The following is a 15,322-nucleotide window of genomic DNA, read 5'->3' on the forward strand; positions in this document are numbered from 1 at the left end:
AATTTGGTGAGCGAAGGATGGACCAATCTCGACGATGAGCGATCCCGACGGGCTTGAGTTGCTCCTGCCGGCGGTCGCGGGATGGTTCCGGGAAAATTTCGGACGCCCCACTCCCCCTCAACGTCTCGGCTGGCCCGAGATCGCTGCCGGTCGCCATACCTTGCTTTTCGCCCCGACGGGCTCGGGCAAGACTCTCGCGGCCTTTCTGGCCTGCCTCGATCATCTCTGGCGAGTCCCGAGACAATCCAAAGGCGTCCGGATCCTCTACATCTCGCCGCTGAAGGCGCTGAATAATGATATCTACCGGAATCTCCAGGTTCCGCTGGATGGGATCATCGCCGAGGCGGAAACACGGGGCTCTTCCCTTCCCCCATTGACGGTCGCGGTCCGGACCGGCGATACCCCAACTTCCGATCGTCAGCGAATGCTCCGGAAACCGCCCGATGTTCTCATCACGACGCCCGAATCCTTGCACCTTCTGCTCACTAGTAAGGCACGAGAGAATTTGGGCTCGCTCTCTCACGTGATCATCGACGAGATCCACGCCCTCTGCCCGAACAAGCGAGGAGTTTTTCTGGCCCTCCTGCTGGAGCGGCTTGAAGCGATTAATCCGGGTGGGTTTGTTCGAGTAGGACTCTCGGCCACCCAACGTCCCCTGGAGGAGGTGGCCGGCTACCTGGGCGGTCTCCGGCGGATCGAGGGCGAGGGACCAAGCCGTTTCGAGCCGAGGCCGGTCTCGATTGTGGATGCCGGCCGGAGGAAAGATCTCGACCTCCGGGTGATCGCACCGTTCGATCGTTCCCGGCCGCAACCCGAGGGGTCGATTTGGCCCGAGATCGAGCGTCGATTGCTGGACCTGATCCGCGAGCATCACTCCACGATCGTTTTCGCCAATAACCGGCGAGTCGTCGAGCGTCTGACCAACCACCTGAATGAGTTGGCCGGGGCCGACCATCCCGTCGAAGTCGATCCGGACCTCCCTCCGGTCGTCGTCGCTAAGGCCCATCACGGGAGCCTGAGCCAGGAGGAGCGGAGGGAGACCGAGGAGGCCCTGAAGCGGGGCGATCTGCCCAGCGTGATCGCGACGGCCTCTCTCGAACTCGGGATCGACATGGGGGCGGTCGACCTGGTCTGTCAGGTCGGATCTCCCGGCGGAGTCGCACGGGGTCTCCAGCGAGTGGGCCGGGCCGGTCACGTGGTCGGCCGCGTCAGCAAGGGCCGCATGATCGCCCGGACGACCGCCGACCTCCTCGAATCCGCCGCGATGGCCCGGGCCATGATCGCCAACGAGGTCGAGACGCTCCGTGTACCCACCAATTGTCTGGATATCCTGGCCCAGCAGGTTGTGGCCGCCGTGGCGATCGACAACTGGGATGTCTCGGCGCTTTATGACCGGGTCCGATGCGCCTATCCTTATCGAGACCTGTCCGCCGAGGCATTCGAAGGGGTCCTGAGACTGGTTTCCGGGCGATTCCCGACCGCCACCTTCCGCGACCTCCAGGCCAGGGTTAGCTGGGACCGGGTCCGGAACCGTCTGCATCCCCTGCCCGGGACGAGTCGGCTGGCGATCACAGGAGGCGGGACGATCCCCGACACCGGCCAGTATCCCCTCTTTCTAGGCGAGGGCGGGCCCAGGCTTGGCGAACTCGACGAGGAATTCGTCCTGGAACGAAGAGTCGGCGAGACCTTCGTGCTGGGCACCTCGACCTGGAAGATCGACGCGATCGAGGCGCACAAGGTCGTCGTTTCCCGGGCCGTGGGCCAGGCCGCCGTGATGCCCTTCTGGCGGGGAGAAGGGATCTCCCGGACTCTGGAACTTGGCAAGAAGATTGGGGCGCTTTGCCGGGAGATCGCCGAGCGTCGGGACGATCCCCAGGCTCTGGTATGGCTCCAGGAGGAATGTTGCCTGGAACCCTCGGCGGCCTCGACCCTCAGGGACCACGTCGCCCGGCAAATCCGGGTCGCCGGGGCCATCCCCGACGACCGGACGGTGATCGTCGAGACGTTTCGCGATCCCGCCGGAGAGGTTGGGCTAGCCGTCCTCTCGCCGATGGGCGGCAAGCTTCACCAGGCCCTCAAGCTGGCCTTGCAGGGGCGACTTCGACAACGACTCGGCGTGACCCCGGCCTGCCTCCACGCCGACGACGGCCTCTTGATCCGATTGCCCAGGACCGAGAACCCTCCCCTCGACCTCTTCCTCGGACTGACTTCGACCCTGGCTGATGAATTGATCCGTGCCGAACTCGGCGACAGCGCCCTGTTCGGACTCCGGTTTCGGCAGAATGCCGGCCGTGCCTTGCTGATGCCGCGGCCCGACCCGTCGAAGCGGACCCCGCTCTGGCTCCAGCGGCTCCGGGCCAAGGATCTGCTCCAGGTCGTCCGGAAGATGCCCGATTTCCCCATCGTTGTTGAGACGTACCGCGAGTGCCTGGTGGACGATCTGGATCTGCCCAGTCTCCGAATCTTCCTCGACGAGATCGCGTCCGGAAAGATTCGGGTGGTCACGCGGGAGGGGGAAATACCCTCGCCATTCGCCAATGACCTGATCTTCAAGTTTACCCAGTCGTTCTTGTACCAGTGGGACGAACCCCAGCGGGCCCCCGCCTCGGGGGGAGATCCGATCGATCCTGGCCTGCTCGACTCACTCCTCGAACCGGCCGCGATCGGACGGGTCGAGGCCAGTCTCCGAGGGGCAGGCCGCCCCCCTCGATCCATCGAGGAGATGGCCGAAGCCTTGCGTCGTCTCGGCGATCTCACAGCCGATGAGTTGAACGGCCCGATGGCGGGGTTCTTCGAGGAACTCCGGGCTCAGGGGAGGGCATTCCGGATCGAGATCGAGGGAACTGCGGATCCCTCTCGCTGGATCGGTGACGAAGACCGGGCGCTCTACGATCTGGCCTTCGCCGAGTATCAACCACCCTCGAGCCGAGCCGGGCGGGGGAAGAGATCCTCTCCTGATCCGGCACGAAAGCCCGATGTTCGCGATTCGCTCGTTGTCAGCAATCGGGATCTGGAAGAGACTCGTAACGACGCCATCTCCCGGATCGTCCGGCGATTCCTCAGGACTCATGCCCTGATCGGCCTCGACCAACTGACGGCGCGTTATCCGATCGGACCGGCCCTGGCGACGGATCTCCTGGAACGGTTCGCCGACGAAGGGAGCCTGATCCGGCTCGACCCGGTCGGAGGGTCCGAGTCGCCTCGATGGGCCGACCGGCAGAATCTGGAGGAGGTCCGTCGGCTCTCGATCGCGATCCGGAGGCGAGAGAGTGTGGCGATCGCACCGGAAGCGTTCGCGGATTTCGTCGTTCGCCGGCAGCAGGTCCACCCGGAGACCCGTCGCGAGGGACCTCTGGCGGTATCACTGGTTATCGAGCAGCTTCAAGGATTCGCGGGGTCGGCCGGACTCTGGGAAACCGAAATCCTGCCCAGACGCGTGAAGGATTATCGCCCCGCCTGGCTGGACGAGACGCTCGGCTCGGGCGAGTGGACCTGGCGAGCCGAGGCCGATGGCCGGGGCGATCCCCGGGTCGCCTTCGTCCCGAGGGATTTCGCCGGCACCTGGCCCACCCGCGAGGAATCTGCCGAGTCCGGGGCGCATTCAATCCTCGTTTTGGATCACCTCACTCGTCGAGGGGCGAGCTTCGTGGCCGACATGGCCCGAGTGACCGGCCTGGGTCCCCTGGCGGTCCGGTCGGAACTCGAATCGCTCTTGCGTCGGGGGATGGTCACGAATGACCGGTTCGACCCGCTCAGGCCCGGAGGTCAGGCGATGGCCGAGGCGCTCTCGGCCGCTTCGAGCCGGTCGAAGCCGGGTCGGGCCTCGATCCGTCGGGGCGCTTCGAGGCGTCCCGAGGGGCGCTGGTCGATCCTCTCGGCAAGCCCATCGGACGACCCGGAAGGCTCGGCACTGGCCTGGGCTTGGGCACTGATCGAGCGTTACGGGATCCTGGCCCGGGAGACGGTGGAACTCGACCCCTGGGCCCCTCCCTGGCGGGACCTCGCCCCCTGGCTAGCCCGCTCCGAATTGAGAGGGGAACTCCGCCGGGGATACTTCGTGGAGGGACTCTCGGGCGTGCAGTACACGATCCCCGAAGTCGTCGAGGAACTGGCCCGATCCTCGTCGCGGAGTGTGTCGGAAGGGGTTCCCGTCCTGCTCTCGACCCTCGATCCGGCCAACCTCTACGGGGCGGGCGCTCCCCTGGATATTCCCCTGCTGGAGGGTGGCACCGCGAGACTCGCCCGGAATTCATCGAACTTTCTCGTACTGATCACGGGCCGCCCCGTCTTGATCATCGAGGGACATGGTCGTCGCCTCACCGGACTGGCCTCTGCTTCGGAACTCGATCTGAAGTCAGCCATTGCGCTCTTGCCGACCCTGGCCGGTCCGACGCGACGAGTCCTCAAGGTCGAGTCGTACAACACCGCCGCGACCCTCTCCAGTCCCGCGGTTCCCTGGCTCACCGAGGTCGGTTTCGTCCGAGACTTCCCCGGGATGGCGTTTTACGCGGGTTGGTCTTCCGAGTCGTGATACAATTCGATGAACTGTCCGCTTCGCTTGGACCTGACCCCTGCCCGTCGATGCCCTGCCGGGACCTCGTCCGATGTCCGATCCTTCCCCCGTCCAGGCCCTCGATAGCCCGAAGCGTCCCTACGACTGCCTGGTCATCAGCGATCTGCACCTGGGCAGCCCCATGTGCCAGGCCCGGCTCCTGGAATCGTTCCTGGAGTGGGCCTCGACCGTGACCGACGTGCTCGTGATCAACGGCGACGTGTTCGATGACCTGAACTTCAAGCGCCTGACCAAGCGTCACTTCGCCTGCCTGAAGGTGATCCGCCGGAATTCCGACCGCGACGACTTCCGGGTGATCTGGATTCGAGGGAACCACGACGGCCCGGCCGAGATCATCAGCCACATCGTGGGGGTCGATATCCTGGATGAATATGTCTTCGACAACGGCCAGGTGAAGCTGCTGATCTTGCACGGCGACCAGTTCGACACGTTCATCACCGATTACAAGTTGTTGACCGATTTCGCCGTTTCGATCTTCTACGGAATCCAGAAATGGGCGCCTCACGGGACGGCTCGCTGGATTCGCCGGATTACCAAGAAGTGGCAGAGGAACAGCCAGCTCGTTCAGTATCGGGCGATCGAGTATGCCAAAAGTGGTGGTTATCGGTTCGTGACCTGCGGCCACACTCACCTGGCCCTGACCGCCGACGTGGACGGAATCCGATATATCAACAGCGGGACCTGGATCGAGCCACCCCCCTGCCCGTTCGTGGCCGTGGTCGGGAACGAGGTGCGGCTCGAAACATTCCCGCCCCCCGGCTTCCCCACGGACCAGGCCGAGAAGGCCGTCCCCGAGGTGGCCCTCGAACATCGCCCTTGAGGCGTGTGGCTTGCACGAACCGGATCGTGAAGTTCCGTTGACAGGACCCCCTCGGTTACAATCTCCTGGAAGGGTCCGCCGGGCTTCCGTGGATCGCGGGCAAGTTTCACCTTACTGATGTCGGAGATTCAGGCTTGGCCACGTCGCCGTTCCGAACCGAAGAGGATTCGATGGGGCCCATGGAGGTCCCGTCCGACGCCTATTACGGGGCCCAGACCCGTCGAGCCGAGCTGAACTTCGAGATCAGCCCGCTCCGCGCCCCCCGGGCCCTGATCCGGGCCATGGGCCTGATCAAGAAGGCCGCCGCGCAGGTCAACATGGATCTCGGGCTCCTCAATCCCGATCTCGGGGCCCCGATCGTCCAGGCGGCCCAGGCCATCGCCGACGGGAAGCACGACGACCAGTTCGTGGTCGACATCTTCCAGACGGGCTCCGGCACCTCGACGAACATGAACACGAACGAGGTCATCGCCGGACTCGCCAACGAGAAGTTGACCGGCGAGCGTGGAGGGAAGACCCCGGTCCATCCCAATGACGCCGTGAACATGGGGCAGTCGTCCAACGACGTGATCCCCACCGCCATTCACGTGGCGGCCCTCGAAGGCGTCCGCAAGAAGCTGATCCCGACGCTGGAGAACCTCCAGAAGCTCCTGGAGGCCAAGGCCCAGGCGTTCGATCACGTCGTCAAGATCGGCCGGACTCACCTCCAGGACGCCGTGCCGATCCGGCTCGGTCAGGAATTCTCGGGGTATGCCTCTCAGATCGAGCATGGGATCCGCCGGCTCGACCAGGCCGGCGATTCGCTCGCGGAACTGGCGATCGGCGGGACCGCCGTGGGGACCGGGATCAATACCCACGCCGAATTCCCCCAGCGAATGGCCTCGCAACTCGGCCTCGACACCGGCCTCGAGTTCCGACCGGCCTCGAACTGCTTCGAAGCGATGGCCAATCGCGATGCCGCCGTCGAAGTCTCGGGCGCCCTCAAGACCGTGGCCGTGAGCCTCTCGAACATCGCCAACAACATCCGCTGGCTGGCCTCCGGCCCGCGCTGCGGGATCGGGGAGATCAAGATCCCCGAACTCCAGCCGGGCAGCTCGATCATGCCGGCCAAGGTGAACCCGGTCATCCCCGAGGCGGTGATGATGGCGGCGGCCCAGGTCGTCGGGAACGACGCGACGATCGCCTGGGCGAATGCACTCGGCTCCAACTTCGACCTCAACGTGATGATGCCGGTCATCGCCTACAACCTCCTCCAGTCGATCGACCTCCTGGCCGGGGCCTCCAAGCACCTGGCGGAGAAGTGCGTCGATGCCGAGAAGCATCTGAGCGGCAAGAAGGTCTTCGGCGTCCTGGCCATCGAGGCCGACGAGACTCGCTGTCGCGATCTGATCGAGCTGAGCCTGGCCATGTGCACCTCGCTAGCCCCCCGGATCGGCTACGATGTGGCCGCTGCCCTGGCCAAGAAGGCCTATCAGGGCGGGGTCAACGTCCGTCAGGTGGCTCTCGACATCCTTCCCGATAAGTCGGTTGAGGAGATAGCCGAGGGGCTCGCGCTCTCCGCTCGTCCCGCGCTCCTGGATCGACTGGGGGTCCCCTCCGCGGCCGAAGTGGAGGCCATGCTCGAGCCTCACGGCCAGACGATCCGCGGGACGGGCGTCGGCGGGAGCGGCGGCGGTTGACAGATCATGCCCGAGGGAGATCACCGATGGAAGACGATCAGATCGACGGCGGGATGATCGAGATCGGCGACCCGACCGAGGAGCCCCTCGTCGTCGAGCCTCCCGTTCGGGTCGTGATCCAGTACCGGAGCCGAGGCGTCCCCTGGATGCTGATCCCGCCGATGATCGCCCTCTCGGCGGTCGGTTCGCTGATGCTCTATCATAAACTCGCCCCCCCCAGGACTCCGCAGAGGAACTCGGCACTCGAGGGTCCCATCGCGGTCGTCCCGCTGGTCGATCTTTCGCCAGCACCGTCGAAGGACATCGAGCCGGCGGTCGAGGCGCCAGCCGTTGCCGCGACTTCGGAGCCGGCCCCCGTCGAGCCGGCCGCTGCCGTCACCGAACCGGCCCCGGCCGAGGTGGCTCCGCCCGAGATCTTCCCCGAGGAGGTCCCCCCGCCCACCGAACCGGTCGCGGCCCCTTCGATTGATGAGAGGGGCGTGGGCTTCGATCCTCAGGCCCTCGAAGCACTCGATCGCGTCCCCGATCCTCCCGTCGACGAATCCTTGAATCCGACGGGCGGCCCACCGGCCCCCCTGGAGGAGCCCAGGCCCGAGGTCGAGCCGGCCTTGCCCGAAGAGGTCGATCCGTCGATCCTTCCCGTCGACCCGAAAGAGGCCCGCCGACTCAGACAACAGCGGGTCGCCGAGGTCAAGAGGAAGGCCGAAGCGGATCGAGGTCGATTCCACGCGGAACTCCGGGCGATTTGCCGGAAGTCCCGGGAACGCGCCGGCCCCGAGATCGATGCCCTCTGCAAGAAATATGGGATGGAGGTCGACCCCGCGCTCCTTTCCGAGGCGACCCGGCTCCTCAAAGGCCCGGCAGCCGGGGCAACCCGGGCCGTGAGGATCAACCTGCTTCGCTCGCTCGGGTTCTCCGAACCGGTGATCCTCCACGACCTGATCGATATTCAGGGTCGATTCGAGAGCCGGGCCACTCGGGGAGGCCCAAGGACCCCCGAGGAAGTGATGGTCCGGGCCGCGATCCTCTTGCTGGGCTATCCTCCCAATCGAGTCGCCTCGCCGTCCCGATCGGTCTCGGCGATCCGGCCGCTCCGCTAAGATGGCATCCTCTCGACGCATCCAGACGATTCCCACTTCATCGAGGCCTCACCCATGCGGATCGCGATCGCCCTGGCCTTGTCGATGCTCCTGATCCCGGGCGGGACCCGGGCCGTCGCGGATGATCTCCCGGCCAGCGTCGACCGAGGCAAGGAACTCCTGGCCGAGGGGGACAAGCTGGCCGACGAGAAGGAGACGACCGAGGCCGTCCTCCGCTACAAGCTCGCCTTCGAGCAACTCCTCCCGGGCCTCCGCCACCTCCGGTTCAAGTCCGAGGTCAAGCGAGACGTGACCAACCGCGAGGATCTCCGGGCCTTCCTGATCCGGGAAATCGACGAGGACATGACCCCCGCCGAGTTCAAGACCGGCGAACTGGGCTACAAGGCCCTCGGCCTGATCCCTCGCGACCTGAACTGGAAGGACGTGATGGTCAAGGTCTACTCCGAGGAGATTGCCGCCTTCTACGATCCCCGGACCAAGACCATGCACCTGATCAAGGAGCCGGCCGTCGAGCCCAAGAAGCCGAGCTTCCTGGAGTCGCTCCTGGGGATCAAGAAGGGGGGCTTCGACAAGGACGAGAACAAGACGGTCATCGCCCACGAGCTGACCCACGCCCTGGCCGATCAGAACTATGACCTCGCCAAGATGCAAGGAGCCGCCAAGGGGAATGACGACAAGAGCCTGGCCCTATCCTCGCTGATCGAAGGAGAAGCTACGCTTGCCATGATCGGCGCCGGGATGGACGACTGGGATGGTTCTCAGGTCAAGGCGTTCCCATCGGCCGACCTCGATCGGATCTTCAGCTTCCTGATCCCCTTGATGCCCTTCGCCAGCGGGGCCGCGCTCCGAGAGGCTCCGCCGATCCTCTCGGAAAGCCTGATCTTCCCTTACCTTCGAGGGATGGTCTTCTGTGCCCGGCTGACGAACGACGGCGGCTGGAAGGCCCTGGACGAAGCCTACGAGCATCCCCCCCAGTCGACCGAGCAGATCCTCCACCCCGAGAAATATCGGGCCCAGCCCGACCCTCCGACCGAGGTCGATCTCGGAAAGCTCGACGCGGGCGAGGGATGGACCGAGGTGGGTCGGAACGTGGTCGGCGAGATGCAGATTGCCGTCCTCTTTCGGCGACACGGCGGAAAGCCCGTGGCGGCCGGTTGGGATGGCGATTGCTTCGCCGTCTTCGAAGGTCCCGAAGAGAAGCTCGGTCTGGTCTGGCTGACCACCTGGGATACCGAGGACGACGCCCGCGAATTCGCCCGTCAGTACGCCCGGTTCCAGACGACCAAGCTGGGCGAGGGGGCGAAGGTCCCCCGGGAATTCCCCGACGCGATCCGCCGGAATCGCGACGAATCCAACTTCGCCGTCGAGCGAAGGGGCCAGGACGTGGCGGTGGTTGAGGGATTCGGTGCCGGGACGACCGACCGACTTCTCGATGCCGCGTTCCGGGCCAAGAAGACCGAGTTGGAGCCGATCGGCAAGAAATGATCGACGATGAAGGGACGATCGACTCGATCGGTTCTCGTCCCTCAACCCTCGTCCGTCTTGCGTTCGGCTCGCTTCCGGGTCGAGTCATGATCCAGCCCGTTCATCGGGGCCGAGGCCCGTCGGCCGAAGTCGATCCGGGCCTCGTGGGCTTGCTCGGGGTCGTCGGCGAGTCCCCTTTTGAGTTCCAGCCGGGCACGCTTGACCCCGGCCCGTTTGATGTCGCGCTTGAGCTGGCGAATCTCGCGCTTCTCGCGATCCATCGTCAAGGTCCTGGTTGATGTCGGATCGGGTCCAGCCTTCGGGATTGGCTTGATCGGGAAGGACACCGGTCCTTCGCGGAGGGTTCGGATTTCGTCAGGACGGCGAGGGCGAGGCCCGTTCCAGCCATCGGATCAGGTCGAGTGCGTAGAGGGAGGGGTCGGGGTCGAATTCCAGGGTATGGTGGCCCTCGGGATAATCGATGACCTCGCGATTCTCCGACGCAAGCCCTTCAAAATAGGCCAGGGTCCTCTGGTTGTCGACGATCCGATCTTGCCCCGCGAGCATCAGCAAGGCGGGCTGTTGGATCTTCGACGGGGCCTTCTTGACCAGCCAATCGATGATCGCGCTGGCCGCGAGGAGTCGGGCCGTGGCCGCCCGGAGGCCGAGCGGGTCGTCGGCGATGAAGGTTTGGCCCTCGTGGCTGCTGGTGAATAGGGCGGGATCGCTCAAGGGAATCGGGAACGTCTTTCGGGGATGGACGAAGTTCGCCAGGGCGATTTGCCAGCGTTCCTTCCGGGAGACACCGACTCTGGGATGTAGTCCGGGGCATATCAGGGCCAGGGCATCGACCAGTCCCGGCTGCCTGGCCGCCGTCGCCACCGCGAGCTTGCCCCCCCAACTGATCCCGGCTAGCGCCAGCGATGCGGACGGCTCCCGCTCGCGAAGCTCGGTCAGGTACTCGGACACGTCGAGCAGGAGCCGGCCGGTCGAGGGGGTATGGCCCCGGTCCAGGCGATTGGCTCCCGAACCTCGACGATCGGGGAAGTGGGCCTCGAATCCATTCTCGGCGAGGGTCCGGCCCAGCCGGTGATACCAGCCTCCGTGGCTCTGGACTCCGTGGAGGATGACCACCCGCCCCTTCGGGGCCTCGAGGGTGGGCCAGGTGGCCGCATGGATCGGATATCCGTCGGAAGCCTTCCAGGTTGCGATCCGGGGCTCAATCATGGCGGACCTCACGATGTCTGACGGTCATCCGCCTGAGTGCCTCGGGATCGACAGTCACTCCCAGTCCAGCCCCCGGGAGCGGCCTCGCCCGGCCTCCGTATCCGAACGTGATATCTTCGAGGATCAGGTTGGCCGCGAGGACGTGCCGGTCATACGACCCCTCGACATACGCCAGGCCCCGGACATTGCTGGCGACTTGCCGACCCGCGGCCGAGAGCAGGCCGGTCTCGCCGGGATGGCAGCCGAGCTGAATTCCCAAGCCCGACCGATGGGCCAGCGCCATGATCCGGAGAGAAGGGAGTATCCCGCCACACTTCGAGAGTCGGACATTGAACAGGTCGGTCGTCCGGTGCTCCACCGCGTGGAGGGCGTCGGGATAGCCGCAGAGCGACTCGTCGAGCATGATTCGGAGGTGCCCCAGCTTCGGGCGAATCTCGGCCAGGGCTTCGACCTGCGCGTGGGGTACCGGTTGCTCCAGGACCGACGGTAAGGCGGGCCGGAGGGGTTCGACCCGAGACAGGACTTCGTCGGCCGACCAGGCCTCGTTGGCGTCGATCCGGATATCCTTCCTCGGGCCGAGGCTCCGCCGGATTCGGGCCAGGCGGGCCGGGTCGTCCTGCCCTTCGACCCCGACCTTCACCTTGACCTGATGGAACCCATAGATCCGCATCTTCCAGGCCGAGATCTTCTCCCCCTTCGGGCTCTCGGCGGTGATCGCCCCGCTATAGCGGACCGGCTCGGGTCGAGTTGTAAGCCACTCGGGCCGCATCTCCACCATGCGGACGGCCTGGCCGACCGACACTCCGAACTTCCGACCATAGGCGTCCAGCAAGGCTAATTCCAGGGCGCACCGTGCCGAGTTCCCGGCCATACCGCGCGGGTCGGACTCGGTTTCGGGCAAGGTCAACTCCGCGAGTCGACGGACGACCTCCCCGAAATCGGCCGGGTGGCCGATCAGGCGTGGAAGGTCGAGGCCTTCGAGGCTGGCGAACGCCGACTCGATCGTCTCTCCGGTCACGTAGGAACGAGGGACTCCTTCGCCGAATCCCTGGGTCCCGTCGCTCAAGGTCACGCGGACTACGAAATTATCCGAATCGGTCCGCGCGAACGAGGCGTGCCGGATCGGTTTCTTCAAGGGGACGAGGACGTGGTAGAGGTCGATCGATCGCGGGACCGTCATCCGATTCGAGATCCTTCCGCCCTGCTCGATCCGGGACCGATGCGGCCCGTCACGCTTCCGGTGGCGATCCATTCTGCGCCATGGACCGGCCGATGGGTAGGCGAGGACTTCGATCCGGTGGAATCATCGGAGGAGCGAGATCCCGATCCCCGCCAGGATCAGGCCGCCGAGCACCCCGAGTCGGTGTTCCCAGGTGGATCGACCTTCCGACCGCTCGAAGATCTTTTGGAAGCGGCTGGCCGCCGCCCCGACGATGACCAGGACACCGCCCAAGCCCAGGCTGAACGCCGCCAGGAGGACCAGGCCCAGCCCGAGCCGGCCGATTGCCCCCGACAGGACGACGAGGGCGACCGCGTCCCAACAAGGGACGATGCCCCCGGCCAGTCCGAGGGCCAGGATGCTCCGGAACCCGAGTTTGCCCGGCGCCTCGATGGGCTCGTGCTCTCCAAATCCTCCGAGGTGCCGCCCGACCCTCCAGAGTCCGATCGTCGCGATCGTGAACCCGGCGAGACGGGCCAGGGTCAGATGGATCTCGCCGAGCCGGGTCGATCGGGTCACCCAGACCACCCAGGCGATCAGGGCGACGCTCGAAAGGTGGGCCGTCGCCGTCGCCAGGCCGAGGAAGGCCCCCCGGAGCGGACCGCCGCCAGGGCCGATCGACGAGGCTGCCACCAGGGTCTTGCCGTGCCCCGGCTGGATCGCATGCGCGGCACCCAGTAAGATCGCGGCCAGGATCAGCCCCGGCCAGGCTCGCCCCGGTTCGTCGTCCAGAAGCCGGGAGAGTCCACTTTCCGGAGGTGCAGCAGGGGTTGGTCTCGGTGAAGGGACAACGGCAACCGTCGGAGCAGGTCGTCGTGTCGATTCATACTCGACCTTCAACCGATGGGTCCGGGTCTCCTCTTCATCGGTCAGTTGCCAGACCGGTCGGATCGGGATTTGGGACACCTCGGCCGGCAACGCGTCGCCTCGTACCTCGACCCCATCGATCGGCCGGAGTGCGAGTCGGCTGGTCCCCAGGCTCGCCTCGTAATTCGTGTCGTTCAGGAAGAGCTTGCCGCGCTCGGGAACGTCCGCCGAGAAGTGGAAGGTGTATCGAGGATGTCCCTCGATCGCCAGGTCGAAGCCGAGCGGCTTCAGGTCCGCGGGTTCGCCGTCAACCAGGACGATCAGCCCTCTCGCGTTGAGCGGGGCAACTTCCCGACCGTACGCCTCGAACCATCCTCGACGGTCGGTCCCCGGTAGCTCGCCCACGAGCCGTCGGAGATCCTGCGCGAGGGTCAACTCGGCGAGTCCGACCTCGTAATCGACCCGGAGACGACCCGGAGAGAGGGTAGCCTGGATCGAGCGATCGACCCGAGCATCGGGGATGTCGTGGGCCATCGCGGTCGATCCGACGACGGCGAGGATCAGGTACGCCGCGAAGGACCGGGTCATCGTCCTGGGCTCAATAGAACTTTTCGAGGGCCCGTCGCACGATGTAGATCACCAGGCTTCGGCTGACCGGCTTCGAAAGGACGCTGTAAGCCTGGGCCGAGAGGGCTCGACGCATGAGTCCTTCGTCCTGATCGGCCGAGATCAGGATCATCGGCAACATTCCCTTGATCTGACGGACGATGGCCATCGTCTCTAAGCCAGAGAGTTTGGGAAGATGCATGTCCATCAGGGCCAGGTGGACTTCGTGCCGGTGGACGATGTCGATCGCTTCCTCGCCGCTCTCGGCGAGGAAGGTCCGGAAGCCGACCGGCTCGAAGATCTCACGAAACGTCTCCCGCGAGGCGGGATCGTCATCGGTGACCAGTATCGAGTAGGGAGGATCCAGGGTCATGACCGACCAGTTTGATGATAGAGCGGAGGGAGTCACCTCGGTGGAACATTTGATTGTTGAGCAACTTGCGAGCCAACGTCAAGGAACTCCCGAGACTTAGACCGCGGGAAATGGCTCAAGCGCTTTGTCGGTAGGCGATTGCGAATTGAGAGACATCTGCGGAATTGCAATGAAGGCTGCGATCGCCTGCCCGGACAATCGCCAGAATGGCAGTCATCGAGGCGGAGCGGGGTCGGAGTTGTCGGACCCTCGGGCCACTCTCCCGAAGAGACCTCGCGAGGGCCCCCATCGGGCATTGGGATCGAAGGCCTCGGCGGCGGCCAGTTCGGGCGGGTTGGGAATCACGTCGCGAAAGACATAACGCTCGATCAATTCGCCCTTCGGCCCGTCCACGGCGAACATCGCGGGCAGATGGGTCTTCGGGTCCAGATAGACCCGGGCGACCTCACCCGTCGGACTGGTCCGGATCAAGGCGTGGTGGGGGTGGTCGAGCGGGGGAGGCGTCTCCAGCCCTTTATACGACAATTCGGAGCTTCCCGGGGCAAGCTTCGAAGGGTCTTCGAGGCCGGCGACCACGGACTCGAAACCCGCCTCGGTGACCGGATGTCGGCTGTTCTTCAGGACCATCGGGCTATCGGGCGCGATCGAGAGTCGGGGGATCGGCAAGGGCGAATCCGCCATGTTTACGTGCATCAGCCCGCCCGGTTCATCGGCCCGGTATAGGACTTCGCGACCCTTGTGCGGTCCGGTTGGCCAGCTCAGCCGGATCGCCAGTGGTTCGCGACGAACGGCCAGGACCACGTCCTCTTCCGGCTGGAGCGTGCCGTTGACCCGCTCCTGGCGATGCATCAAGACCTGATACGATCCGAGCTGATTGAGGACGGATCGAGCCTCGGCCACCAGATGATCCGGGTTCGGCTTCGGAGGTGCCGGCGCGGCAGGCGGGGCCGTCGAGGCCAGCAGTAGCGCGGCGTTCGGCACTCCGGTCGAGGCCGAGGTGGTCGATGGGTCGATGGCCGTTCCGATCGTCATCGGAGGCTGGAGATCCACGCCGGTCGCGGGTCCGGTGGCCGGGACGGGTCGGATCGCCATGCCCACTTCCGACCCTTCGGCCAGCATTGGGCTGCCCATCGGGAGCCCGTCCGGGAGCGGCAGGGCTTCAGGGGTCGGCGTTCGGCCCTGATGGACATTGGCATAGATGTCGCGGCTCGTCCGCTGGATCCCGAGTTGGGCCGGGGGCTCCGACTTCCGAAACGATTCCAGTTGAGAGCAGCCGAATTCGACCGTGGTCAGGGTCAGCACCAGGCCGATCCGGGACCATCGGACGAACGACTTCGAGGCGCGATCCATCGCTCGATCCATGGAAAGGTCTCCCCCTCGGTGGGGATGGTTGAGTCGTTCGGTCCGGTTCGTTTATCACGAATCGGCGTCCAGGGCAAGCCGGATCCGATCGG

General features: G+C 65.4%; 11 protein-coding genes. 5 read left to right on the plus strand and 6 right to left on the minus strand.

The window, feature by feature from the left end; genetic code table 11:
• Nucleotides 1–34 precede the first annotated feature (34 nt).
• The 5 genes from P12x_RS18450 to P12x_RS18470 all read left to right on the plus strand — a co-directional run bounded on the left by P12x_RS18450 (nucleotide 35) and on the right by P12x_RS18470 (nucleotide 9,657).
• On the plus strand, nucleotides 35–4,531 hold the full coding sequence (locus P12x_RS18450) for a DEAD/DEAH box helicase (RefSeq protein ID WP_435005984.1): 4,497 nt from the start codon (nucleotides 35–37) through the stop codon (nucleotides 4,529–4,531).
• A gap of 73 nt (nucleotides 4,532–4,604) precedes the next feature.
• On the plus strand, nucleotides 4,605–5,393 hold the full coding sequence (locus P12x_RS18455) for a UDP-2,3-diacylglucosamine diphosphatase (RefSeq protein ID WP_435005986.1): 789 nt from the start codon (nucleotides 4,605–4,607) through the stop codon (nucleotides 5,391–5,393).
• Nucleotides 5,394–5,563: 170 nt separating this feature from the next.
• The gene (locus P12x_RS18460; RefSeq protein ID WP_435005989.1) at nucleotides 5,564–7,072 is read left to right on the plus strand and encodes a class II fumarate hydratase; all 1,509 of its coding nucleotides are present in this window, start codon (nucleotides 5,564–5,566) and stop codon (nucleotides 7,070–7,072) included.
• A 26-nt stretch (nucleotides 7,073–7,098) separates the two neighbouring features.
• The gene (locus tag P12x_RS18465; RefSeq protein WP_435005991.1) at nucleotides 7,099–8,172 is read left to right on the plus strand and encodes a hypothetical protein; all 1,074 of its coding nucleotides are present in this window, start codon (nucleotides 7,099–7,101) and stop codon (nucleotides 8,170–8,172) included.
• Between the two features lie 54 nt (nucleotides 8,173–8,226).
• On the plus strand, nucleotides 8,227–9,657 hold the full coding sequence (locus P12x_RS18470; RefSeq protein ID WP_435005994.1) for a hypothetical protein: 1,431 nt from the start codon (nucleotides 8,227–8,229) through the stop codon (nucleotides 9,655–9,657).
• A gap of 41 nt (nucleotides 9,658–9,698) precedes the next feature.
• Here P12x_RS18470 and P12x_RS18475 read toward each other — a convergent pair whose 3' ends face one another.
• The 6 genes from P12x_RS18475 to P12x_RS18500 form a co-directional block, all read right to left on the minus strand.
• Nucleotides 9,699–9,917 carry a hypothetical protein gene (locus tag P12x_RS18475; RefSeq protein ID WP_435005996.1) on the minus strand — a complete coding sequence of 73 codons (219 nt, stop codon included), beginning with the start codon at nucleotides 9,915–9,917 and terminating at the stop codon, nucleotides 9,699–9,701.
• Nucleotides 9,918–10,011: 94 nt separating this feature from the next.
• A complete protein-coding gene (locus P12x_RS18480) occupies nucleotides 10,012–10,863 on the minus strand; it encodes an alpha/beta fold hydrolase (protein WP_435005997.1) in 852 nt (283 codons plus the stop codon).
• Nucleotides 10,856–12,043 (minus strand): dipeptide epimerase, encoded by a 1,188-nt coding sequence (locus P12x_RS18485; RefSeq protein WP_435005999.1) that lies wholly within the window; start codon nucleotides 12,041–12,043, stop codon nucleotides 10,856–10,858. Before P12x_RS18485 ends, P12x_RS18480 begins: the two co-directional genes overlap by 8 nt.
• 123 nt (nucleotides 12,044–12,166) lie before the next feature.
• Nucleotides 12,167–13,477 carry a nickel/cobalt transporter gene (locus tag P12x_RS18490; RefSeq protein WP_435006000.1) on the minus strand — a complete coding sequence of 437 codons (1,311 nt, stop codon included), beginning with the start codon at nucleotides 13,475–13,477 and terminating at the stop codon, nucleotides 12,167–12,169.
• 10 nt (nucleotides 13,478–13,487) lie between these two features.
• On the minus strand, nucleotides 13,488–13,868 hold the full coding sequence (locus P12x_RS18495; RefSeq protein WP_435006002.1) for a response regulator: 381 nt from the start codon (nucleotides 13,866–13,868) through the stop codon (nucleotides 13,488–13,490).
• Nucleotides 13,869–14,081: 213 nt separating this feature from the next.
• Nucleotides 14,082–15,230, minus strand: coding sequence for a DUF1571 domain-containing protein (locus P12x_RS18500; RefSeq protein WP_435006003.1), 1,149 nt, complete (start codon nucleotides 15,228–15,230; stop codon nucleotides 14,082–14,084).
• Nucleotides 15,231–15,322 lie beyond the last annotated feature (92 nt).

It is taken from the genome of Tundrisphaera lichenicola (assembly GCF_051175385.1).
Lineage (GTDB): Bacteria > Planctomycetota > Planctomycetia > Isosphaerales > Isosphaeraceae > Tundrisphaera > Tundrisphaera lichenicola.

Excerpts from the sequence above, each read along its gene's own strand:
- P12x_RS18475 (WP_435005996.1), bottom strand. The coding sequence starts at position 9,917 with ATGGATCGCGAGAAGCGCGAGATTCGCCAGCTCAAGCGCGACATCAAA.
- P12x_RS18465 (WP_435005991.1), top strand. The coding sequence starts at position 7,099 with ATGGAAGACGATCAGATCGACGGCGGGATGATCGAGATCGGCGACCCG.
- P12x_RS18470 (WP_435005994.1), top strand. The coding sequence starts at position 8,227 with ATGCGGATCGCGATCGCCCTGGCCTTGTCGATGCTCCTGATCCCGGGC.
- P12x_RS18450 (WP_435005984.1), top strand. The coding sequence starts at position 35 with ATGAGCGATCCCGACGGGCTTGAGTTGCTCCTGCCGGCGGTCGCGGGA.
- P12x_RS18460 (WP_435005989.1), top strand. The coding sequence starts at position 5,564 with ATGGGGCCCATGGAGGTCCCGTCCGACGCCTATTACGGGGCCCAGACC.
- P12x_RS18495 (WP_435006002.1), bottom strand. The coding sequence starts at position 13,868 with ATGACCCTGGATCCTCCCTACTCGATACTGGTCACCGATGACGATCCC.
- P12x_RS18485 (WP_435005999.1), bottom strand. The coding sequence starts at position 12,043 with ATGACGGTCCCGCGATCGATCGACCTCTACCACGTCCTCGTCCCCTTG.
- P12x_RS18455 (WP_435005986.1), top strand. The coding sequence starts at position 4,605 with ATGTCCGATCCTTCCCCCGTCCAGGCCCTCGATAGCCCGAAGCGTCCC.
- P12x_RS18490 (WP_435006000.1), bottom strand. The coding sequence starts at position 13,477 with ATGACCCGGTCCTTCGCGGCGTACCTGATCCTCGCCGTCGTCGGATCG.
- P12x_RS18480 (WP_435005997.1), bottom strand. The coding sequence starts at position 10,863 with ATGATTGAGCCCCGGATCGCAACCTGGAAGGCTTCCGACGGATATCCG.
- P12x_RS18500 (WP_435006003.1), bottom strand. The coding sequence starts at position 15,230 with ATGGATCGAGCGATGGATCGCGCCTCGAAGTCGTTCGTCCGATGGTCC.